This window comes from Nonomuraea sp. NPDC003214 (assembly GCF_053590035.1).
Genome location: NZ_JBSFSX010000022.1, coordinates 15,513 through 36,645, shown reverse-complemented (window position 1 = coordinate 36,645; position 21,133 = coordinate 15,513). Strand labels below are relative to the sequence as shown.

Annotated in this window: 20 protein-coding genes; 4 read left to right on the top strand and 16 right to left on the bottom strand. The window is 73.3% G+C overall.

The window, feature by feature from the left end; translation table 11 throughout:
- Position 1: 1 nt before the first annotated feature.
- Positions 2–1,420 carry a phytoene desaturase family protein gene (locus tag ACWDXC_RS40990; RefSeq protein WP_449991693.1) on the top strand — a complete coding sequence of 473 codons (1,419 nt, stop codon included), beginning with the start codon at positions 2–4 and terminating at the stop codon, positions 1,418–1,420.
- On the opposite strand, the gene ACWDXC_RS40985 is transcribed toward ACWDXC_RS40990, so the two are convergent.
- The 12 genes from ACWDXC_RS40985 to ACWDXC_RS40930 all read right to left on the bottom strand — a co-directional run bounded on the left by ACWDXC_RS40985 (position 1,417) and on the right by ACWDXC_RS40930 (position 14,763).
- A complete protein-coding gene (locus ACWDXC_RS40985; protein WP_219501677.1) occupies positions 1,417–2,469 on the bottom strand; it encodes a threonine aldolase family protein in 1,053 nt (350 codons plus the stop codon). The genes ACWDXC_RS40990 and ACWDXC_RS40985 overlap by 4 nt on opposite strands.
- The gene (locus ACWDXC_RS40980; RefSeq protein ID WP_449991690.1) at positions 2,466–3,095 is read right to left on the bottom strand and encodes an SDR family NAD(P)-dependent oxidoreductase; all 630 of its coding nucleotides are present in this window, start codon (positions 3,093–3,095) and stop codon (positions 2,466–2,468) included. Before ACWDXC_RS40980 ends, ACWDXC_RS40985 begins: the two co-directional genes overlap by 4 nt.
- On the bottom strand, positions 3,092–5,155 hold the full coding sequence (locus ACWDXC_RS40975) for a DUF6421 family protein (protein WP_449991687.1): 2,064 nt from the start codon (positions 5,153–5,155) through the stop codon (positions 3,092–3,094). Before ACWDXC_RS40975 ends, ACWDXC_RS40980 begins: the two co-directional genes overlap by 4 nt.
- An 85-nt stretch (positions 5,156–5,240) precedes the next feature.
- Positions 5,241–5,900 (bottom strand): response regulator, encoded by a 660-nt coding sequence (locus ACWDXC_RS40970; RefSeq protein WP_219501683.1) that lies wholly within the window; start codon positions 5,898–5,900, stop codon positions 5,241–5,243.
- 77 nt (positions 5,901–5,977) lie between these two features.
- Positions 5,978–7,999, bottom strand: a complete 2,022-nt coding sequence (locus ACWDXC_RS40965) for a protein kinase domain-containing protein (RefSeq protein WP_449991684.1) — start codon at positions 7,997–7,999, stop codon at positions 5,978–5,980.
- Positions 7,999–9,489 carry a zinc ribbon domain-containing protein gene (locus tag ACWDXC_RS40960; RefSeq protein ID WP_449991681.1) on the bottom strand — a complete coding sequence of 497 codons (1,491 nt, stop codon included), beginning with the start codon at positions 9,487–9,489 and terminating at the stop codon, positions 7,999–8,001. Before ACWDXC_RS40960 ends, ACWDXC_RS40965 begins: the two co-directional genes overlap by 1 nt.
- A gap of 129 nt (positions 9,490–9,618) precedes the next feature.
- The gene (locus ACWDXC_RS40955) at positions 9,619–10,206 is read right to left on the bottom strand and encodes a Uma2 family endonuclease (protein WP_375071819.1); all 588 of its coding nucleotides are present in this window, start codon (positions 10,204–10,206) and stop codon (positions 9,619–9,621) included.
- A 63-nt stretch (positions 10,207–10,269) separates the two neighbouring features.
- Entirely contained in the window at positions 10,270–10,908 is a 639-nt protein-coding gene (locus ACWDXC_RS40950; protein ID WP_449991678.1) for an adenosylcobinamide amidohydrolase, read from the bottom strand.
- On the bottom strand, positions 10,905–11,696 hold the full coding sequence (locus ACWDXC_RS40945; protein ID WP_449991675.1) for an ABC transporter ATP-binding protein: 792 nt from the start codon (positions 11,694–11,696) through the stop codon (positions 10,905–10,907). The genes ACWDXC_RS40950 and ACWDXC_RS40945 overlap by 4 nt, the downstream gene beginning before the upstream one ends.
- On the bottom strand, positions 11,693–12,736 hold the full coding sequence (locus tag ACWDXC_RS40940; RefSeq protein ID WP_449991672.1) for a FecCD family ABC transporter permease: 1,044 nt from the start codon (positions 12,734–12,736) through the stop codon (positions 11,693–11,695). Before ACWDXC_RS40940 ends, ACWDXC_RS40945 begins: the two co-directional genes overlap by 4 nt.
- Entirely contained in the window at positions 12,736–13,689 is a 954-nt protein-coding gene (locus ACWDXC_RS40935) for an ABC transporter substrate-binding protein (RefSeq protein ID WP_449991669.1), read from the bottom strand. The genes ACWDXC_RS40940 and ACWDXC_RS40935 overlap by 1 nt, the downstream gene beginning before the upstream one ends.
- A 213-nt stretch (positions 13,690–13,902) precedes the next feature.
- Positions 13,903–14,763 (bottom strand): Gfo/Idh/MocA family protein, encoded by an 861-nt coding sequence (locus tag ACWDXC_RS40930; RefSeq protein ID WP_219501693.1) that lies wholly within the window; start codon positions 14,761–14,763, stop codon positions 13,903–13,905.
- 100 nt (positions 14,764–14,863) lie between these two features.
- Here ACWDXC_RS40930 and ACWDXC_RS40925 point away from each other — a divergent pair, with 100 nt between their 5' ends.
- Complete coding sequence (locus tag ACWDXC_RS40925) at positions 14,864–15,448, top strand: histidine phosphatase family protein (RefSeq protein ID WP_219501695.1); 585 nt, start codon at positions 14,864–14,866, stop codon at positions 15,446–15,448.
- Between the two features lie 44 nt (positions 15,449–15,492).
- Here ACWDXC_RS40925 and ACWDXC_RS40920 read toward each other — a convergent pair whose 3' ends face one another.
- The 3 genes from ACWDXC_RS40920 to ACWDXC_RS40910 all read right to left on the bottom strand — a co-directional run bounded on the left by ACWDXC_RS40920 (position 15,493) and on the right by ACWDXC_RS40910 (position 16,899).
- Positions 15,493–15,753 (bottom strand): hypothetical protein, encoded by a 261-nt coding sequence (locus ACWDXC_RS40920; protein WP_449991665.1) that lies wholly within the window; start codon positions 15,751–15,753, stop codon positions 15,493–15,495.
- Positions 15,754–15,840: 87 nt separating this feature from the next.
- A complete protein-coding gene (locus ACWDXC_RS40915) occupies positions 15,841–16,077 on the bottom strand; it encodes a DUF397 domain-containing protein (RefSeq protein ID WP_049559738.1) in 237 nt (78 codons plus the stop codon).
- Positions 16,078–16,899 (bottom strand): helix-turn-helix domain-containing protein, encoded by an 822-nt coding sequence (locus ACWDXC_RS40910; RefSeq protein ID WP_219501936.1) that lies wholly within the window; start codon positions 16,897–16,899, stop codon positions 16,078–16,080. It abuts the gene before it with no gap.
- 231 nt (positions 16,900–17,130) lie between these two features.
- Between ACWDXC_RS40910 and ACWDXC_RS40905 the strand changes: the two genes are divergently transcribed.
- On the top strand, positions 17,131–17,625 hold the full coding sequence (locus ACWDXC_RS40905; RefSeq protein ID WP_219501697.1) for an ATP-binding protein: 495 nt from the start codon (positions 17,131–17,133) through the stop codon (positions 17,623–17,625).
- Positions 17,626–17,702: 77 nt separating this feature from the next.
- On the top strand, positions 17,703–20,096 hold the full coding sequence (locus tag ACWDXC_RS40900; protein WP_449991662.1) for a helicase-associated domain-containing protein: 2,394 nt from the start codon (positions 17,703–17,705) through the stop codon (positions 20,094–20,096).
- On the opposite strand, the gene ACWDXC_RS40895 is transcribed toward ACWDXC_RS40900, so the two are convergent.
- Positions 20,080–21,093, bottom strand: a complete 1,014-nt coding sequence (locus ACWDXC_RS40895) for an ABC transporter substrate-binding protein (protein ID WP_449991659.1) — start codon at positions 21,091–21,093, stop codon at positions 20,080–20,082. The two genes, ACWDXC_RS40900 and ACWDXC_RS40895, sit on opposite strands and share 17 nt — an antisense overlap.
- Positions 21,094–21,133 lie beyond the last annotated feature (40 nt).

Genomic DNA, 21,133 nt, shown 5'->3' with positions numbered 1-21,133 from the left:
GATGGGCGCCGACGCGGTCGTGGTCGGATCGGGCCCCAACGGGCTCGTGGCGGCCGTGACGCTGGCCTCGGCCGGGCGGCGGGTGCTGCTGCTGGAGGCCGCCCGGGAGTTCGGGGGCGCGCTGCGGTCGGCGGAGCTGACGACGCCGGGCCGGGTGCACGACCTCGGCGCCACCGTGATGGCGATGGCGCTGGCCTCCCCCGCGATGCGCGGCCTCGCGCTGGACGGGGTGGAGTTCGCCCATCCGCCGGTGGTGGCGGCCCATCCGCTGGACGACGGCCCGGCGGTGCTCGTCCACCGTGACGTGGACCGCACCGCCGAGGGCCTGGGGCGTGACGCGGGCGTGTGGCGGGGGATCGTGGGGGCGGCGGTGCGGGCCGGGTTCCCGCTCACCGACCTGCTGCTGAAGCCGCTGGGCCCGTGGGAGCCGCGGCCCGCCGCGTTCGCGGCGGCGGCCCGGTTCGGGGTGGCGGCCGCGTTGCCGGCGACGACGCTGGCGCGGCGGGCGTTCCGCACGGCGCGCGGGCGGGCGCTGCTCGCGGGCATGGCGGCGCACTCGATGCTGGACCTGCGCGCGCCCCTCACCGCCGGCTACGGGCTGACGCTGGCCGTGCTCGCCCATCTGGTGGGCTGGCCGCTGGTGGCGGGCGGCTCGCAGCGGCTGGCCGACGCGCTGGTCGCCCGGCTGCGGGAGCTCGGCGGCGAGGCGGTGGCCGGCCACCGGGTGCGCTCGCTGCGCGAGCTCGACGCGCCGACGGTGGTGCTGGACGTGTCGCCGCGCGAGTTCGCGGCGCTGGCGGAGGAGCCGGGCCGCCACGGCCCGCTGCCCGCCCGCTACCGGGAGCGGCTGCTGCGCTTCCGCCACGGGCCCGGCGCGTTCAAGGTCGACTGGGCGCTCGACGGGCCGGTGCCGTGGCGCGACCCGGCGGTGGCGGGCGCGGGCACCGTCCACCTGGGCGGCACGCTGGAGGAGATCGCGCTCGGCGAGGCGGAGACGGCCGCCGGCCGCCACTCGCCGCGCCCGTACGTGCTGCTGGTGCAGCCCTACGCGGCCGACCCCGGCCGGGGCGGGCACACGCTGTGGGCCTACTGCCACGTCCCGAACGGCTCCCGCGCCGACCTGAGCCGGGCGATCGAGGCGCAGATCGAGCGGTACGCGCCCGGCTTCCGCGACCGGGTGCTGGCCCGCCACGTCATGGGGCCGGCCGCGCTGGAGGCGGCCGACCGCAACCTGGTCGGCGGCGACATCGGCGGCGGGCTGGCGAGCCTCGGCCAGTTCGTGCGGCGGCCTGTGTGGTCGCCGGCGCCGTGGCGCACCCCGCTGCCGGGCGTGTTCCTGTGCTCGGCCTCGACGCCGCCGGGGCCGGGCGTGCACGGCATGGGCGGCTGGCAGGCCGCCCGCCTGGCCCTCGGGCGCTAGCCGGCCGCCAGCTCCTCGGCGATCGCCGCGGCGAACGCGTCGACGTCCTCCTCGGTGGTGTCGAACGCGCACATCCAGCGCACCTCGCCGGTCGCCTCGTTCCAGGTGTAGAAGCGGAAGCGCTTCTGCAGCCGGGCCGTGACGTCCGCGGGCAGCACCGCGAAGACGGCGTTGGCCTCGACGGGCCGGGGCACCTCGACGCCGGGCAGCTCGCGCACGGCCTCGGCCAGCCGCCTGCCCATGGCGTTGGCCTGCCGGGCGTTGCGCAGCCACAGGTCGCCCGAGAGCAGCGCCTCGAACTGCGCCGACACGAACCGCATCTTCGACGACAGCTGCATGAACGTCTTGCGCAGGTAGTCGATGCCCGTGGCCGCCTCGGGATTGAGCACCACGACGGCCTCGCCGTACAGCAGCCCGATCTTCGTGCCTCCGAAGGAGAGCACGTCGACGCCCGCGTCGGTGGTGAGCGCCCGCAGGGGCACGTCGAGCGCGGCGGCGGCGTTGGTGAGGCGGGAGCCGTCGAGGTGGACGAGCATGCCGAGCTCGTGCGCGTGGTCGCAGATCGCGGCGATCTCGGCTGGCGTGTAGACGGTGCCCAGCTCGGTGGTGTTGGAGATGGAGACGACCTTCGGCTGGGCGCGGTGCACGTCGCCGAAGCCCCACGCCTGGCGGTCGATCAGCTCGGGGGTGAGCTTGCCGTCGGGCGTGGGCACGGTGAGCAGCTTGATGCCGCCGGTCACCTCGGGGGCGCCGCCCTCGTCGGTGTTGATGTGGGCGGTCTCGGCGCAGACGACCGCCTCCCAGTGCGCGGTCATCGCGCGCAGGGAGACGACGTTGGCGGCGGTGCCGTTGAACACCGGCCATGCCCGCGCCCCCTCGCCGAAGTGGCGGCGGAAGACGTCCTGGAGCGCCTCGGTGTAGACGTCCTCGCCGTAGGCGATCTGGTGGCCGCCGTTGGCCTCGGCGATGGCCTGGAGGATCTCGGGATGGACCCCGGCGTAGTTGTCGCTGGCGAACGCCTTGAGCCGGGGGTCGTGCCGGGGAGTCACGTAGTGAGGTCCAATCGGGTGGCGTTGATCTGGTCGGCCGGCTGGTCGTAGAGGCCGCCGATGGCTTCGGCCAGGTCGCGCACGTCGGTGAAGCCGGGGAACCTCGCCTCCGGCTTGGCGGCCCGCATGGCGTCGTTGACCAGGGCTTTCACGACCAGGATAGTGGCCGCGGAGCCGGTGCCCCGCAGCGCGTCGGCCAGGGAGAGCGTCCACGCCTCGGCGGCGGCCTTGGCGGCGGCGTAGGCGGCGCCGCCGGCCTCGGGCTTGCCGGCGGCCTTGGCCGAGACGATCACGAACCGGCCGTTGCCGCTCTTGCGCAGCAGCGGCTCGAAGGCCAGCGACACGTGCTGCAGGGTGCGGATGAGCAGGTCGTGCAGGGTGTCCCAGTCGGCGAGGTCGGTGCGGTCGAACGAGGGCGAGCCGCGCCAGCCGCCGACGAGGTGGACGACGCCGTCGACGCGGCCGTGCTCGGCGTCGATCCGCGCGGCCAGCTCCTCGACGGCGGCGCGGTCGAGGAGGTCGACGTCGTCCTTGTCCACGCCGATCACGGTGTGGCCGTGCTTGGTGAAGTGCTCGGTCACCGCGGCGCCGGTGGGACCGGCCGCGCCCGTCACAAGAATGATCATGCCCGGATCCCCTTCGTCGACTCGACCACGTCGGTCAGCTTACGGCGCAGCGCCTCGTAGAACATGCTGAGGGGGAACTCGTCCGGCAGCACCGCGTCCACCTTGGCCTTCTGCTCCTCGGGCAGCGCGGCGACGCCCTTGGCCCACACGGAGGCCGGGTCGGGGGCCACGTAGGCGCTGACCAGCTCGTGCGCGGCCAGCCAGTGGGCCAGCTTGGACCGGTCGATGCTGTCGCGGTAGAGCTTCTCCACCTCGCCACGCAGGTCGGCGACGCCGTCGGCGACGCGCTCCCAGTCGATGGACAGCCGGTTGTCGGTCCACCGCACGATGTCGTTGCGGTGCAGGTAGGCGAACAGGAGCTGGCCGCCGAGCCCGTCGTAGTTGCGCACCCGCGCCCCGGTGATCGGGAAGCGGAACAGCCGGTCGAACAGGATCGCGTGCTGGACGTACCGGGCGTGCGGCACCCCGCGCCGCTCCAGCTCCACGGCCTCGCCGAACGCGGTCAGGTCGCAGCGCAGCTCCTCCAGCGAGTACAGCCAGTACGGCATCCGCTGCTTGATCATGAACGGGTCGAACGGCAGGTCGCCGTGGCTGTGCGTGCGGTCGTGCACCAGGTCCCACAGCACGAACGTGTCCTGGGCGAGCTGCTGCGACTCCAGCAGGCGGGCGGCGTCCGGCGGCAGGTCGAGCTTGAGCGTCTCGGTCGCGGCCTTGGACACGCGGCGGAAGCGGGCGGCCTCGCGGTCGGCGAAGATGCCGCCCCAGGTGAAGCGGGCGGGCGCCTGCCGGACGGCGACGGTCTCGGGGAACAGCACGGCCGAGTGCGTGTCGTAGCCGGAGGTGAAGTCCTCGAACGCGATCGGCACGAACATCGGGTTGTCGTAGCCGCCCGCCTCCAGCTCGGCCAGCCAGTCCGGCCAGATGGTGTGGATCCAGACGGCTTCCAGGTTGCGGTCCGGGTTGCCGTTCTGCGTGTACATGGGGAAGACGACGAGGTGCTCCAGGCCGTCCACGCGCTGCGTGTCGGGGTGGAACAGCTCCAGCGAGCGCAGGAAGTCCGGGACGCCGAGGTCCTGCTCGGACCACTGGGCGAGGTCGTCGCGGACGGCCTGGAGGTAGGCGGCGTCATGCGGGAAGCTCGGAGCGATGTCGCCGATCGCGGCGGAGATCTCCGCGACCAGCTCCTTGGCCCGGCCCTTCTCCTCCGGCACCGAGCCGTCCTTGACCTGGAGCGGGCGCAGCTCCTCGACGGCGGCCTTGATCCGGGCGAACAGCGCCGCCTTGACCTCGTCGCGCTCCCCCGCCCCGGCCCCGGCGTCGGGCACCCGGGCGGCCCAGGTGACCACGTTCCCCCACAGCCTGCGGTGGTCGTAGTCGTCGATCGAGTCGTCGCCGAACAGGTCGGAGTCGGCGAACACCACGACCCGGCCGCGCCCGTACGTGAGCGCGACGGCGAGCGGCGCGCCCGCCGGGTCGGCGTCGGCCGAGGTGGCGAACAGGACGGTGGCCCCGTCCCCGGCCGCGAGCACGCCGGAGCGGTAGAAGCAGGCCCGCTTCACGCCGGCCAGCAGGCCGTCACCGGTGGCGCGCTCGCCGAGCACCCAGGTGGCCACCTCGCGGTGGGCGTTCCTGGGGTCGCGCACGGTGGTGTGGCCCACGCTCACGCCGAACCGGGCCAGCAGCTCTGCCAGGTTGTTGCCGTACTTGTCCTGTTCCTCCTCGGCCAGCACGACCAGGCCGCCGCCGCCGGAGACGAACGCCTCGACGGCGTCCAGCTCGTCCGCGGTGAACACCGGGCTGCCCTGGCCGGTGGTGCGCTCCCAGCGCTCGCCGGACGGGTGCGCGATGACCAGGACGTCCTGGTCCTGGAGCGTTCCCGCGTCGAGGGCGCCGGCGGTGTGGGCCGTCACCGTGTGGCCCAGGTGGCGCAGCAGCCCGGCGGCGCGCGCGTAACTGTTGTCGTCGGGGTGGGCGGGGTTGATGGCCTCGGCGACATCACGCCGGATGGTCCACGACTCGCTGTGGGCCTCGTCGAACAGCACTCGGGGGAACGCTCGCATGAAAATCTCCTGTTGCTACCGCCTTATGACGAAAAATATACACATACGTTCCCAGTGCCTCGCAAAAGCCTTCCGCATGTTGAGATCAGTTCGCGTCCCCCGGGCGCACCACGCCCGACTCGTAGGCGAACACCACCGCCTGCGCCCGGTCCCGCAGGCCCAGCTTCATCAGCACCCGCGCCACGTGCGTCTTCACCGTGGCCTCCCCCACGTACAGCTCCCGGGCGATCTCCGCGTTCGTCAGCCCGCGCGCCAGCAGCCGCAGCACCTCCAGCTCGCGCGGCGTCAGATCCGCCAGCCGCGGCGACGGCACCGGCTCGGCCCGGCCCGCGAACGAGGCGATCACCCGGCTCGTCACCGCCGGATCCAGCAGCGCGTCACCCGCGTGCACGATGCGGATCGCCTCGATGAGCTGCTCCGGCGGCGACACCTTCAGCAGGAACCCGCTCGTGCCCGCGCGCAGCGCCGCCCACAGGTTCTCGTCCGTGTCGAACGTCGTCAGCGTGATCACCTTCGGCGGCGACGGCGTGTCCAGCAGCTGCCGGGCGGCGCTCAGGCCGTCCAGGCGCGGCATCGAGATGTCCATCAGCACGATGTCCGGCCGCGTCCGCCTGGCAACGGCGATCGCGTCACGCCCGTCGGCGGCCTCCCCCACGACCTCCATGCCGGGATCGCTCTCCACGACCATGCGCAGCCCGGCCCTGACCATCGCCTGGTCGTCCACGATGACGATTCGAATGCCCACAGCTGTCGAAGGTAGACGCCGGAAGGGCCGTTGAACACCCAGGTCAAGCCGTACGCAAGTCAGTTCCAAGCCACTGGTCAGGAGACGACCACGCTCTGCCTCACCCGGACCTGCGTGGCGTCGTCACAGCTGTTGCGGGCGCAGAAGTACAGCATGAGGATCGGCTTGGGGCGGTGGTCGATGACGTAGCCGACGAAGCCCAGCGCGTTGCCGGTGTTGCGGTCGCGCAGCGAGCCGTCGTAGCGGGTGGCGTCGCGGTTGCCCGCCCGGTCCGGCACCGGGGCGCTCACCTCGATCTCGCCCGGCAGCAGGCCCTCCAGCATCGCCTTCATCTCGTCCCGGCCCGCCCCGGCCGCCAGCGTGTCCGACACCTGCACGTACACGCCCACGGCGTTCTCCGGGTCGCCCGTGATGACGCCGTTGACGGCCGCCCAGTCGGCGTTCGCGCCCGAGACGAACATCGCCTCGAACTCCGCCGCCCGCGGCGACGCCAGCGCGAACAGGTCGGCGTGCGTGCGCGCGGTCCACCCCTCCGGGTGCTCGAACGTCAGCGGCGCCGCGCGGGTGTCCTGGAACCGCACCCACGACTCGCCCCGCTGGCTCACCACCAGCATCACCACCAAGGCCAGCGCCGCCGCCACCGCCACCACCCCGGCCACCACGATCGGCAACCTCCCACCCCGCCCCCGGGACCCGCTCAGCCCGTCCCCGGCCCCTCCCTCGGCCCCGTCACGGTGAGACCCCCCGAGGGCCTGGCCCGGGAGCGACTCAGAGGAACGGGCCACGCCAGCGGCATACCCCGCCCCTCCCTCCGAGGTGTGGCCCGGGCGCGCCTCCGCACCGGACGGGCGGGACAGGCCGGAACCGTACCCCAACCCTCCCTCCGCCCCATCCGGGCCAAGCCCGCCCGGGACGTGGCCGGGGAGCGCGTCCGCACCGGAGGAGCGGGACGAGCGGGGACGGTACCCCGGCCTTCCCTCCAGACCGTCCGGGCCAGGCCCGCCTGGGACGTGGCCGGGGGGCGCGTCCCCGCCGTGGGCGCGTCCCGCATCGCGGGCTGCTCCCTCACCCCAGGGAGGCCCGCCGCCGGGCGCCCCGGCCTCCCTCCAGGGCGGGCCACCGCGGGCGGCACCGTCGCCCCAGGAGGGCCGGCCACGCTGCGCCGCACCTTCGCCCCAAGAGGGGCCACTGCCCGGGGCGGCGCCCGGAGTCCGGGGAGGGCCGCTGCCGGGGAGCGGGCGGCCTTCGGCGTCGGGGGCGGGGGTGTCGATGGCGGCGCGGAGGGCGTCGACGAAGGCGGTGCAGGACGGGTAGCGCTGCTCGGGCGACTTGGCCAGCGCCCGGCTCATCACCGCGTCCACGGCGGGCGGCAGGCCGGGCCGGAGCGTCGTCAGCGGGGCGGGCTGCTCGGCCAGGTGCGCCCACAGCAGCGCGATGTCGTTGTCCCGCTGGAACGGCAGCCGCCCCGACAGCCCCTCGTACACGACGCACGCCAGCGCGTACTGGTCGGCGCTGCCGTCGATGTGCTCCTTGTTGATCTGCTCCGGCGACATGTAGCGCGGCGTGCCGATGAACTGGTCGGTCTGCGTCAGCCCGGAGATGGACGTGCGGTGCTTGGTGATGCCGAAGTCGGTCAGGTAGACGTGCTCCCCCGCGAGGAGGATGTTGGCCGGTTTGACGTCGCGGTGGATGAGGTCGTGCGCGTGGGCGGCGTCGAGGGCGGCGGCCACCTGGGCGAAGATCCGGTTGGCCCGGCCGAGCGGCAGCGGCCCGCGGTCGTGGATGAGCCGCCGCAGGTCGAGCCCGTCGACGTAGCGCATGGCGATGTAGAGGACGCCGTCGGCGTCGGCGTTGGCCTCGTAGATGGGGATGATGTTGGGGTGTTCGATGCTGGCGACGGTCCTGGACTCCAGGATGAACCGCTGCCGGAACCGGTCGTCCACGCTCAGCACCGGGTTGAGGATCTTGAGCGCGACCCGGCGGCTGAGCCGGGGGTCCAGGGCCAGGTAGACGACGGCCATGCCGCCTTTGCCGACGATGTCCTCGATGTAGTAGCCGGCCACCTCCTGGCCGATGAGTGCTCTGTCGTTCACGGGCATCACGTCTCGGCGGGGTGGCCGCAGTAGCCGCAGAAGCGGTGGGCGGGGCCGAGCCGCATCCCGCAGGCGGTGCAGAACACGACCGGCGGCTCGCCCGCGGTGAGCACCGGCTGGTGCTGCGGGATCGCCTGCAACGGCGCCGACCGGCGCACCACGACGGTCTGGTCGGCGCCCTCGTCGAGCGGCTGCGGCACCGCGCCCGCCGGGGCCGGGGGCGGGGCCGGTGGCGACGGCGACGGCGACATGCCGGGTGTACGCCTGCGCCGCCACAGCAGGAACGCCCCGGTGCCCGCGGCGACGAACAGCACGGCCGCCGCCACGATGAACGGCCACAGCGGCGTGCCGCCGGAGGCGGGCGTGACGCCGGCCCGCCGGGTGCCCGCGTCCTCCGGGCCGCCCCGCTTGGCCAGGGAGATCTTCAGCAGCTCGGCGGCGACGACGTTGCCGGGGTACAGCTCCAGCACGCGCTGGAAGCCGGGGGCCGCCTCGGTGTAGTAAGCGGTGTGGTAGCGGGTCAGCGCGCCCTCGAACGCCGAGTCGATCGCCCCCCGGCGGGGCGCGATGCCGGCCTTGGTCAGCGCGGCGGTGATCTCGCGGACGCCGATCATCTTGGCTTCCTTGCCGCCGCCGATCAGCATGCCGATGACGTGGCCGTCCTTGTCGCCGATCACCGGCGCGCCGATCAGCCCGCGGTCGGCCAGGCCGCCCAGTTTGACGGGTTCGTCGGCCTTCTTCTCCGGGTCGGCGAACGGCCTGCCGGTGTCGCCCTTGCCGCCGCCCTTGCCCAGGTGGGCGATCTCGACGGTGTTCTGCACGTCGGGGCCGGGCCGGCCGAGGAAGCCCGCCACGCTGGTGGGCGAGCCGACCTGGTCGGGCACCTTGTCGGCGAGCGGGGCGGTGGGCATGCCGACGCTGCCGACGGCCCGGCCGATCGGCATGAGCACGGCGGGGCTGTCGGGCCCGGACCCGGCCTTGACCAGGTCGGCCTTGAACCCGTCGGTGTCGGCGGGCGCCACGTTCGGGAAGATCGTGATCTCGGTGGAGACGTCGATGATGCAGGTCGCGGTGGACTTCTTCGGCGGGTAGCACTGCTTGAGGTGGCGGTCGAGCAGCGGGTCGTCGAGCGAGTGGCGGTCGGCGTCCTGCGGGATCTTCACGTCGTGGTGCTCGGCGAAGATCTTGTTCGCGGCCCGTACGGCCACGTCCTCGCCCGTCTGCACGACGCGGGTCAGCGTGACGATCGCGCCCTCGGGGTTGACCACGGTGCCGGTGCCCTGGCCGAGCGGGAAGTCGTAGGAACGCTCCACGTGCCGTAATTCGCCGATGTGGTCGAGCAGGGTGATCTCCACGTGGGAGACGGCCTCGACCCGCACGACGGCGGGGGTGACGAGGTCGGTGATGCCGCTGGGGTGCTCGTGCGCCACCGCGGGCAGGGTGAGCAGCGCGATCGTCGCCGTGAGACCGCCGGCCAGAGCTGAGAGACGCGCCATCGCCGCCCCCGTACGAAGGGATATGACCAGGGTCCCAAGCGCCTGCCGTAAGTCAAGAGAACGGCGTGCGGGCATCGGCCGGACGCCGGGAATCCCACCACGACCCCATCGCGCCGACGCCCCCCTTCGTTACGGGCGCGCCCGCCGCCCGATGAGATCTCCCGGGTCGAAGGTGACGGGGAAGGGCGACGCGGGCGAGGCGGCGGCTCCGGCCTTGTAGGAGACCGGGGGGCCGTAGTCGTCGCCGTCGAGCTCGTACACGTAGAGGGAGGGCCCCTCGTCCAGCTCGATCCGCCAGTAGACGGGGATCTTCGCCGCGGCGTAGGCCTCGGCCTTGAACCCCCGGTCGCGGATCTTGGTGCTCGGGCTGACGATCTCCACGGCCAGGCGGATGTGCTCCGGCGCGAACATCAGCTCGACCGACTCGATCGCGTCGGCGGCCACGACCACCAGGTCGGGGATGTAGAAGCTGTCGGGGCTCACCCGGAGGTTCACGGTCGACAGCGGCTCCAGCTCCGGCGGCGCGGCAAGCTGGAGGAGGTGCAGAGCGCGCGTGATGGCGAGCTGGTGCAGTGGTGTGGGGGCAGGGCTCACCAGAAGGCTCCCGTTGAAGAGCTCGTAGCGATTCCCGTCGTCGGGGAACTTGAGCAGGTCGTCGACGCTGAACGGCGGCGCGCCCGGAAGAACCGTGCGCGCGGTCGTCGGTTCGGTCGCCATCGCGGTCACCCACTCAGTATCGCGGCTCTCCCCTTCACCGACATGGTACTTACCCGGATCCGGTCACTTTCCGTCCCAGGGCCGCCACGCTTCGGCGCCGTGGCGGACGGCGGCGTGGACGGCGCGGGCGAGGCGGGCGCCCCACTCGGAGCGGGGGCCGCCGAACAGCTCCTCGGGCCCGGTGGCCGGGACGGCGAGGCAGACGGCGTCGGAGGCGGTGCCGGTGCCCGCGTAGCCGGTCTCGGCGAGCGCCTGCGTCTTGGCCTCGGTGATCGTCATGACGGCGTTGACCAGGGCGGCGTCGGTCATCGCGACGGGCACGACGGCCAGGATGTTGATCGTGCCGACGCGCATGGGCGCGAGCTCGGGGTCGGCGGCGCCCTCGGGGGCGGCGGCCCAGGTGGGGACGCGCAGGCCCACGGTGGCCACGGCGTGGACGCCGCCGTCGCGGGCCTCGCTGTAGCGGTCGACGGAGGCGGCGGTCATCATGCCGACGCCGTCGCCGGTGGGGCCGAGCGAGGTCAGGTGCTCGACCGGGTCGGTGCGCGAGTAGCCGGCGACGACCTGGGCGTTGAGCACCCACGTGCGCGGCCCGATGCCGCCGCCGAGCATGGCCGAGGAGATCATCCGCCAGCCGGGCCCGAACTCCCAGAGCAGCGACCCGAGGCGGACGCCTTCCTCGACCCGGTAGCTGAGCTTCACGGTCCTCCCCTGACGAGGTGCACGACGGGCCGCCCGCCGGGGCCCGGCTCGATCATGACATGGGCGTCGAAGTGCTCGCCGACGAGCGGCTCGGTGAGCACCTTGTCCGGTTCGCCGCAGGCGACGGCGCGGCCCCGGGCGAGCAGCAGGAGGGTGTCGGCGTACTGGCCGGCGAGGGTCAGGTCGTGCAGCGTGGTGACGACGGTCAGCCCGTCGGCGCGCCTGAGCCGGTCGACGAGCTCCAGCACCTGCTGCTGGTGGCCGAGGTCGAGCGCGGTGGTGGGCTCGTCGAGCAGGAGCACGGGCGCCTGCTGGGCGAGGGCGCGGGCGAGCACGACGCGCTGGCGTTCGCCGCCGGACAGCTCGCCCGCCCTGCGGGTGGCGAACGCCGTCAGGTCGAGCCGGTCCAGGACGGACGCGGTGACCTCCCGGTCGTGGCGGCTCTCCCTGCCGAGATAGGGGATGTACGGGGTGCGCCCGAGCAGGGCGTAGTCGAAGACCGTCATGTCGGGCGGCACGGCCGGGGTCTGCGGCGCGTAGGCGATGAGCCGGGCGCGCTGGCGCGGTTTGAGCGTGGCGGCGGAGCGGCCGTCGAGGTCCACCTCCCCCCGGTGGGCCAGCACGCCCATGACGGCCTTGAGCAGCGTGGACTTGCCGGCGCCGTTGGGCCCGATGATCGCCAGCCATTCGCCGCGCCGTACGGTGGCGTCGACGCCGGTCAGCACCTCGCGGTCGCCGAGGCGTACGGAGAGGTCGCGGACGCCGATCATGGCCGGGGTGCCCGTCATGTCGCGGTCCTCCGCGTCATGCGCAGGACGGCCACGAAGAACGGCGCGCCGACGAACATGGTGACGACGCCGATCGGCAGCTCGGCGGGGGCGATGACGGTGCGCGCGGCGAGGTCGGCGAGCACCAGGAAGGCCGCGCCGACGATCAGCGACAGCGGCAGCACGCTGCGGTAGGAGCCGCCGGCCAGGCGGCGCACCAGGTGGGGGACGACGATGCCGACGAACCCGATGAGCCCGCTGACGGCGACGGCGGCGGCGGTGGCCAGCGAGGCGGCCAGCAGCACCGTGAACCGGACCCGGGCGGCCCGCACGCCGAGGCTCACGGCCTCCTCGTCGCCCACCGACAGCACGTCGAGCATGCGGCCGTGCAGGAGCAGCAGCACGGCGGAGACGGCGGCGTACGGCAGCACGAGCCAGAACTGCTCCCAGCCGCCGCCGACGTCGCCGAGGATCCAGGCGTAGATCCGCTGCAGCTCCTCGACCTTGAACTGCTGCACGAACGTCTGGATCGCGGTGAGGAACGAGGTCACGGCCACGCCGGCCAGCACCAGCGTGGACGTGCCGCCGGAGCGTCCGGCGGTGTTGCCGAGCGCGTAGGCGAGGAACACGCCGCCGACCGCGCCCGCGAACGCCGCCACCGGGATGCTCGCCGCGAGCTGCGGCAGCAGCACGATCGCCACGGTCGTCATGAGCCCGGCGCCCGCGGCGGCGCCGAGCAGGTACGGGTCGGCCAGCGGGTTCCTGAACACGCCCTGGTAGCCGGCCCCGGCGATGGCCAGCAGCCCGCCGACCACGGCCGCGACCAGCACCCGGGGCAGGCGCAGCTCGTACAGCAGGCCCTGCTCGACGGGCGACAGCCCCGAGTCGGCGGTCACGAACGGCAGCCAGTCGGCGGCCTGGACCACCACCTGCCAGGGCGAGATGTCGGCCGCGCCGCCGAGCAGGCCCGCGACCATGGACAGGGCCAGCGCGCCCAGCGCGCCGGTCACCCAGAGCGGCCGGGCACGGGACGGCCCGGCCGCCGTTTCGGCGGGCCGCACTAGCGGCCGGCCGCCTTGGTGACGGCGTCACCGATCGCCCGGGCCAGGTCGACGACGCGCGGGCCCCAGCGGGAGGCGACGTCGTCGTCCAGCTCGATCACCTGGTCGCCGGTGATGGCGGACAGGTTCTTCCAGCCGGGGCGCTTGGCCAGCGTCTCCTTGCTCTGCTGGCAGCACTTCACGTCGGCCAGGAAGATCAGGTCGGGGTCGGCCTGGGCGACGAACTCGGCCGACAGCTTCGGGTAGCCGCCTGCCGCGTCGGGCGCCTTGTCGGCAATGTTGGTGAGCCCGAACATGCCGTAGATCTGGCCGATGAACGTCGTGGACGTGACCGCGTACGGCGTCTGGTCGAGCTCGTGGTAGTAGGTGAGGTCGGCCTTGGGGGCCTTGGCGGCCAGCTCGGCCATCGCCGTCTTCATCCCGGCGACGACCTCGTCCGCCTTGGCCCGGTTGCCGGTGGCGGCGCCCAGGTCGGTGATCTCGTCGTACGCCTCGTCCAGGTTGGTGGCGGCGGGCTCCAGCAGGACGGGCACGTTCAGCTTGCCCAGCTCGGCGACGACGTGGTCGATGTCGTCGGAGACGACGACGAGGTCGGGTTTCTGGGCGACGATGGCCTCGACGTTCGGCTTGAAGCCGGACAGGTCCGTCTTCGGGGCCTCGGCCGGGTGGTTGGAGCGGTCGTCCACGGCGATCACCTGGGGGCCGGCGCCGATGGCGAACAGCGTCTCGGTGTGGGTGGCCGACAGCGAGATGATCCGCTGCGGCTTGGCGGCGATGGTGACGTCGCCGTTGCCCGCCTTGACCGTGACGGGGAAGGCGTCGCCGGAGGACGAGGAGGCGGAGGAGGAGGGGGCGGGGGTCGCGGGGGTGGCTGTCGTGCCGGTCTGGCCGCAGCCGGCCAGCAGCAGCGTTCCCAGCAGCGCGCCCGCGAAGGCCGTGCGTACGGGCCTCACGAGTAGTCCTTTCACACTGACGGAACCGAGAGACCCGCGAAGAGCGACGGATCACCCTTTTCCACGAGGGTTGATGACGTCACGCAGAGGCAGGCGACCTGGCTATGACAGTTGCGGGACAGCGCCGGATTCGCACCGGACTTCGCTGCAGCACTGCGCGTCGGACAAACGCTATCAACCCCCCAGAACGACAGCGACGTCAAGGGTGGGGCGTCACAGGGCGCGGACTTGGGACTCCGCCTCGGCGATGATCTCCTGGAGCCGCAGCCCGTGCGCGGCGTCGAGCGGGTGCCCGCCGCCCTGCCTGACCGTGCGGGCGAACTCCTCGGCGACCGCCGCCAGCGGGTCGCCGTCGCCGTGGGCGAGCACGGCGCTGCCCTTGCGGCCGTAGACGGCGAAGCTCGACGGGGGCAGCTCGCCCACGCCGGCCTGGCACAGCGACGCCTCGCTGACGGCGCCGCCCTCGTGCTCCAGCAGCAGCCCCACCCAGGTGAGCGGGTCGCCGTGCGCGCGCACGCCGGTGATCGGGCCGAGCGCGGCGTCGAGCAGGTCGATCACGTGCGGGCCGACGTCGAGCAGCGCGCCGCGCTCCAGCCGCCACGGGGTGGCGAACGGGTGGTCGCCCATGAGGGAGCCGGAGATGTTGGCCGCGTGCCCGCCGAACGGGTCGATCTCGGCGCACCGGGCCAGGAACGCGCGGGTCTCGGCGGCGTAGCGGAGGGTGAGCACCATCTGGCTGGGCACGCCCGCCTCGGCCACGGCGGCGGCCAGCCGCCTGGCGCCGTCCAGCGAGCCGGCGAGCGGCTTCTCCAGCAGCAGCGCCTTGCCCGCGCGGGCGGCGCGCACGCCCAGCTCGGCCTGCACGTCCGGCGGCACGCAGAACGCGACGGCCTCGCACGCGTCGAACAGCTCCTCGACCCGCTCGAACACCGGCGCGCCGAGCCGCGCGGCCGACTCCGGCCGCCGCGCCCACACCCCGGCGAGCCTGGTGTGCGGGCCCTCGGCCAGCATCGGCGCGTGCGCCATCTCGGCCCACGGCCCCGCCCCGATCAGCCCCACCGCCACTGGCTCCATGCCCCGATCTTACGGCGGCCCCGCGGGCGGGAACGGAGCCGGGGGCGCGCCCCGCGGCCCCGGGAGGTTCGCGGCCGCGGCGGGCCGGGATGATGGTGCCATGGACGAGATGGTGTTGCTCAGGCATGGTGAGACCGAGTGGAGCCGGACGGGCAGGCACACCGGCCGCACCGACGTGCCGCTGACCGCGCGCGGCGAGGAGCAGGCGAGGGCGCTCGGGCCGCTGGTCAAGGAGCGCCCGTTCGACCTGGTCATGGTCTCCCCCGCGCAGCGGGCGAGCCGTACGGCGGAGCTGGCGGGGCTGACGGGGTTCGAGGTCGAGCCGGATCTGTGGGAGTGGGACTACGGCGGCTACGAGGGCATCACCACGCCGGAGATCAGGAAGACGCGGCCCGGCTGGTACCTGTGGCGTGACGGCGTGATCCCGGGCGCCCCCGGGCATCCCGGGGAGAGCGCCGCCGAGGCGGGCGCGCGGGCCGACCGGGTGATCGCGCGGGCGAGGCAGGCGGGCGGCCGGGTGGCGGTGGTGGCGCACGGCCACATCCTGCGCGTGCTGACGGCCCGCTGGCTCGGTCTGGAGCCCGCCGACGGGCGGCTGTTCAAGCTCGACACCGGCACGTACTCGCGGCTGGGCCTCGAGCACGGCGAACCGGTCATCACGACCTGGAACGCGCCCGTCGGCTGACGCCGGCCAGGGCGGTCCCCGGCGCCGGACGGGCGGCTCCCCCGTCAGGCCGCCGGGGCGTCGGCGGGCTGCGGCCCCCGGCCGGTCAGCCATTCCAGGACGCGGCGGTGCCCGGAGGCGGCGTCCTCGAAGTGCCCCCAGCGCCAGTAGCGCGGCTGGTCGCGGACGCCCGTCACCCAGGTGCGGTAGGAGACGGTGCCGCCGGTGTCCGCCGGCGCGACGCCGTAGGTGCGGATCACGACCTGGCCACCAGGCGCGAACAGCACGTCGTCGGCGATCGGGTACAGGGTCATCTGCTGAAGCATGACCCGATCCTCCCGGTGCGGGCGGCACGGCCGGTTACGCCTCCGGCGCACCTCGGTTACGTGAACCCGCCGGAGGTGAACAGGCTGTTACACGAGCAGCCCGTCGAACTCCCCGTCCTTCACCCCGAGCACGAGGGCCCGGATCTCGTCGCGGGTGTAGATCAGCGCCGGGCCGTCGGGGAAGCGTGAGTTGCGCACCGCGATGCCCCCGTCGGGCAGTTCGGCGAGCTCGACGCAGTTGCCCTGCGAGTTGCTGTAGCGGCTCTTGCGCCAGGCGACCTGGGTGAGGTCGGTGGCGGGCATGCCGTTGTAGGTCTGGTTCATCTACATCTTTCTGAGAAGGCCGCCGATGAGCTCGACGGTGCCCCCTGGCGTGGTGCTCTCCACGCACAGTTGCTCCATGGCGGTGAGGTACGGGTCGATGTCCTCACGTTTGTCCAGGTAGAGGGCACCCCAGAGCTGTTCGACGTAGACGACGTCCGACAGGTCGGACTCGGGAAACCGCAAGATGCTGAACGCGCCCCCCTCGGCAGCGTGCATGCCGTATTTGAAGGGCATCACCTGAATGGTGATGTTGGGCAGGGCGGCGACTTCCAGCAGATGCCGGAGCTGCTCGGCCATGACCTCTCGGCCGCCGATGGTCCGCTTGAGCGTCGCCTCGTCGATGACGGCCCACAGGCGCGGCCCGTCCTTCTGGGTGAAGCGCTCCTGCCGTTGCATGCGCATATGCACGCGGCGTTCGATCTTGTCGGCGGACAGGTCGGGGTTGCCGAGCTGGAACACCGCCCGCGCGTAGGCGGAGGTCTGCAGCAGGCCGGGCACGAACTGCACCTCGTAGGTGCGGATCACGCTGGCCGCTTCCTCCAGGCCGACGTACGTGGTGAACCAGTGCGGAAGCTCGGCCGAGTATTTGTGCCACCATCCCGGGGTGTTGGCCTCGCGCACCATCTCCAGCAGAGCACGCCGTTCGGCGTTGTCGACGACGCCGTAGAGCGTGAGCAGGTCCTCGACGTCACGTGTCTTGAATCCGACGCGCCCGAGCTCCATCCGGCTGATCTTGGACTCGGAGGCCCGGATGTGGAATCCGGCCTGGTCGCGGGTCAGCCCGCTCTCCTCGCGCAGCCGCCGCAGGCTCGCACCGAGCATGATGCGCCGAACGGTCGAACCGGAACCGGGCGGATCGATGGACACGTGGTGCTCCTTGGTCGTTTCCTTGCCACACAGTCTGTCACTTCACAACCCATAGATCATGGGCTGCGGACAAGATCCCCTTTCCCACTGATTGACCTTTTGACGACCAACCGTAGCGGCTGCACGAGTTGTCTGCACGTGCATTCGCTCTTGCACCTGCACGAGAGTCTGTCGCAGAATGATCACGTGCATCCCACCCTGGCGCCGGGCCTGTGGACCACGTTCGACTGGTGGCCACCGGTCGGCTGGTGGCCCGAGGCCGCGCGCGATCTGCTGGTGCCCGGCCCTGTCTCGAGCGCCACGTTCGTGCTCCCCGCCACCGCCTCGTCCGTCCACGCCGCCCGCAGTTTCACCGCCGGGGTGCTGTCGGCCTGGGACCTTCCGGAAGTGGCCGACAACATGGAGCTGGTGGTCTCCGAGCTGGCCACCAACGCGCTGCGTCACGGCCTGCGCCTGGAGGAGCCCCGCTGCGAACGGCCCGTCCACATGTCGCTGGTGCGCCGCGGACCGCTCGTGACCAGCGCGTTCACCGATCCGGGCACCTCGGTGCCGGTGCTCCGCTATCCGGGCCCGCTCGACCCCGGCGGGCTCGGGCTCCACATCGTCGAGTCGCTCAGCCTCCGCTGGGGCTGGTCCGCCCTCGCCCCGCACGGGAAGATCGTCTGGGCAGTTCTCTCCTGACCGGGTGTGATCTGCATTACCGTGGATGGTCATGGCTCACGGTGAGTCCTACGCGCGACCCATGAGAGTGCTGACCGATGGACGATCACCTGCTCGGCTGGCTCCGGACCCTCGACGAGGACAGGCTCTGCCGCATCCTGTCCAACCGCCCTGACGCCATCGCCGCACCGTGGCCGCGCCGGCTCGACACGCTGGCCCAGCGCCTGAGCAACGGCTTCGCCGCCATGGAGGCGCTGCGCCGCCTGCCGCTGCCCTGCCTCCAGCTCGCCGAGGCCTGCCTGGTGCCGGCCAGGCCGACCGCCGAGCGGCTGGCCGGGCTGCTCGGCAGGCAGCCGGCGGAGCTGAGCCCGTGGCTCGACCGCCTCTACGACCACGCGCTGGCCTGGCCGGGCGACGACGGCGAGATCCACCTGTCGGAGGCCGTGGCGCGCTCGTGGAGCACGCCGCTCGGCCTGGGCGAGCCGCTCGACCACTACCTCAACTCCTGGACGATCAGCACCGACACGCTGCGCGCCCTGGCCCGCAACCTGGGCCTGCCGCCCCACTCCAACAAGCGCCGCACGATCACCCGGGTGAGCGAGGCGCTCGCCGACCCGGCCCGCGTGGAGGCACTGCTGCGTCACGCCCCGGGCGGCACCCGCGACCTGCTCGACGCCTTCGCCTGGGACGGCCCCGTACGCGACGTCGACGGCGGCAGGTTCGTCACGCCGGGCACGCCGGAGAAGTGGTCGGCCGACCACGGCCTGCTCTACCGGCCGAGCTGGCACGTCGCCGAGATGCCGCGCGAGGTGGCGCTGTGCCTGCGCGGGCCCGGCTACCGTCCGCCGTTCGCGGCGCGGGCGCCCGAGCTGCCCACGCTGCCGGTCGACCCGGAGGAGGTCGACCATCTGATGACGCTGGCCGCGCCGCACGTCGTCGAGCGGTGCGCGGCCCTGCTCGACAACACCGCCAAGACGCCGCTGCCGCTGCTCAAGACCGGCGGCGTCGGCGTGCGCGAGGTGCGCCGGGTGGCCAAGGAGACCGGCTGCGACGAGGACGAGACCCGGCTGCTGCTGGAGGTCTGCGCGGTGGCGCGGCTGCTGGCCTGGGACGAGCCGTCGGGCGGGCTGGTGCCGACCGAGCGGTTCGACCGGTGGCGGCTCGACGAGGGCGCGGCCCGGCTGCGGGTGCTGCTGTCGGCCTGGTGGCGGATGGAGCGTTCGTCGCTGCGCAAGGTCGACGGCCGCTACGGCACGCTGCTGGGCGACGACCAGTCGGGCCCGGCCGTGGCGCGGGTGCGCCGCGCCGTGCTGTCGGTGCTGGCGCACCTGCCGTCGGGCACGGCGTTCGCCGGCCGTGACGGCCTGGTGGCCAGCGTGCACTGGCACGCCCCGCTGCTCGACCGCGAGCTGCTGGGCGCGTGCGCGTCCGCGGTGATCGACGAGGCGCGGCTGCTCGGCCTGCTGGCCAACGACGCGCTCACCGACCTGGGGCGGGCGCTGGCCGGGCTGTCGGACCGGGCGGGCGAGGAGAGCGACGACTCGGTGCCGCTCGTCGAGCACGACCCGGCGCTGGTGGAGGCGTCCACCCGGGCGCTGGCGAGCGTGCGCAGGAGCGCCCTGTTCGGGCCCGACCTGACGGCGGTGGTGACCGGGCCGCCGTCGGCGGAGCTGGCCGCGCTGCTCGACCGGGTGGCCGAGCGCGAGTCGCGCGGCGCCGCCTCGGTCTGGCGTTTCACCACCGAGAGCGTACGGCGCGCGCTCGACCGCGGCTACGACGCCGACGAGCTGCTGGAGGAGCTGGCCGAGGTCGGCACGATCCCGCAGCCGCTCGACTACCTGGTGCGTGACGTGGCGCGGCGGCACGGCGAGGTGACGGTGACCACGGTCGGCTGCGTGGTGCAGGCGTCCGACCCGTCGCTGCTGGCGGAGATCGCCGCCCACCGCAGGCTGTCGCGGCTGGGGCTGCGGCTGCTCGCCCCGACGGTGCTGGTCGCCTCGGCCGACGCCGAGCGGACCCTGGCCGCGCTGCGCGAGCACGGCTACGCGCCGGTCCCGGTCGCCGACACCGGCGAGATCGCCATCCGCCGGACCCGTGCCGAGGAGCCGCACGGCGGCAAGCTCATCCTGCTGCCGGGCGGCCAGGTGGCCGAGCTGGACCGGGCGCCGCACGTGATCGCCGAGCCCTCCCCCGACCCGCAGGAGCACGCCCGCCGCCTGATCGCCGACAGCCGGTCGGCGGCCGAGCAGGGCGGGCGCACCTGGGCGGTGATCGGCAGGATGGCCACCCGGCTGCCGACGGCCCAGCAGTCGCTGCTGGGTTTCGTCGTCGACCGGGGCGTGCGGGCCGGCATCACGCTGACCGGCGGCCTGACCGCCACCGTGAGCCACGGCGAGCTGCGCGGCGGCGCGCTGGACGCGTGGTGCGAGGAGGCGGGCGACTACCTGGAGTTCCCGCTCGCCGAGATCGTCGAGGTCAGGGGAGCTTACTAGCCTTCGCCAGGTTGGCCACCATCTCCTCCAGGACCCCCGCGTACGACTGGTAGCTGAAGGGTGCTTCGGCGCGCCACGCGTAGAGCTGCCCGGCCTTGACCGCGGGGAGCCGGGCGAAGGCGGGCTTCTTGAGCATCTCCTCGGGCTTGAGGGCCTGGGTGCGGGTGTCGTGCAGGATCACGTCGGCCGCGTAGGCGTCGGCGTTCTCCCAGCTGAGGCTCTGGAAGAAGCCCGCCTCGTCCACCTTGTCGGGGGTGACGACGTTCAGGCCGAGCTCGGCGGCGTAGGTGAGGTCGGGGTGGTGGGGCGGGTTGGCGACCCACATGCCGTCGGGCCCGGCGGAGATCACCAGGACCTTGAGGTCCTTGAACCGGGCCAGTTCCTTGCCTGCGGCCGCCATCCTGGCCTTGGCCTCGGCGACGCCCGCCATCCCGGCCTTGAGCGAGGCGGCCAGCTCCTCGTAGCGGCCGATGATCGCGGTGGCGCCGCGGCCGGTGAGCATGATGCCGGCGGTGGGGGCGACCTGCTCGATCGCGTCCTTGGAGCGTTCGGGCACGTACCAGAGGGTGTCCTTGTCGTACATGCCGGTCACGAGCAGTTCGGGGCGCAGGCCGATGTACTGCTCGACGTTGAACTCGTCCCAGGCGTTGCCCAGGCCGGTGACCTGGCTGATGTCGACGCTGCCCGCCTGCGGGTCCTTGGCGCCGTCCTTGAGCTTGTGCGGGCCGAAGACGGCGACGGGGCGGACGCCGAAGTCCCACAGCGCGGCGGCGGCGCCGACCTGGGCGACGACCCGCGTGGGCGTGGCGGCCAGCTCGATCTTCTTGCCGCGGTCGTCGGTGAACGTCCACGCTCCCCCGGCGGTGGCCGGGGCCGAGGAGCCCGCCGTGGCCTGCCCGCCGCCACCGCTGCCACCGCCGCCCGTGCCGCAGGCCGACAGCAACAGCGCGCCCGTGGCGGCGAGGAAGCCCCTGCGGGCCAGGACCGGTCCCGGCATGTGCAACTCCTTAGGTTAGGCTTGCCTTTCCAGCAAGGCT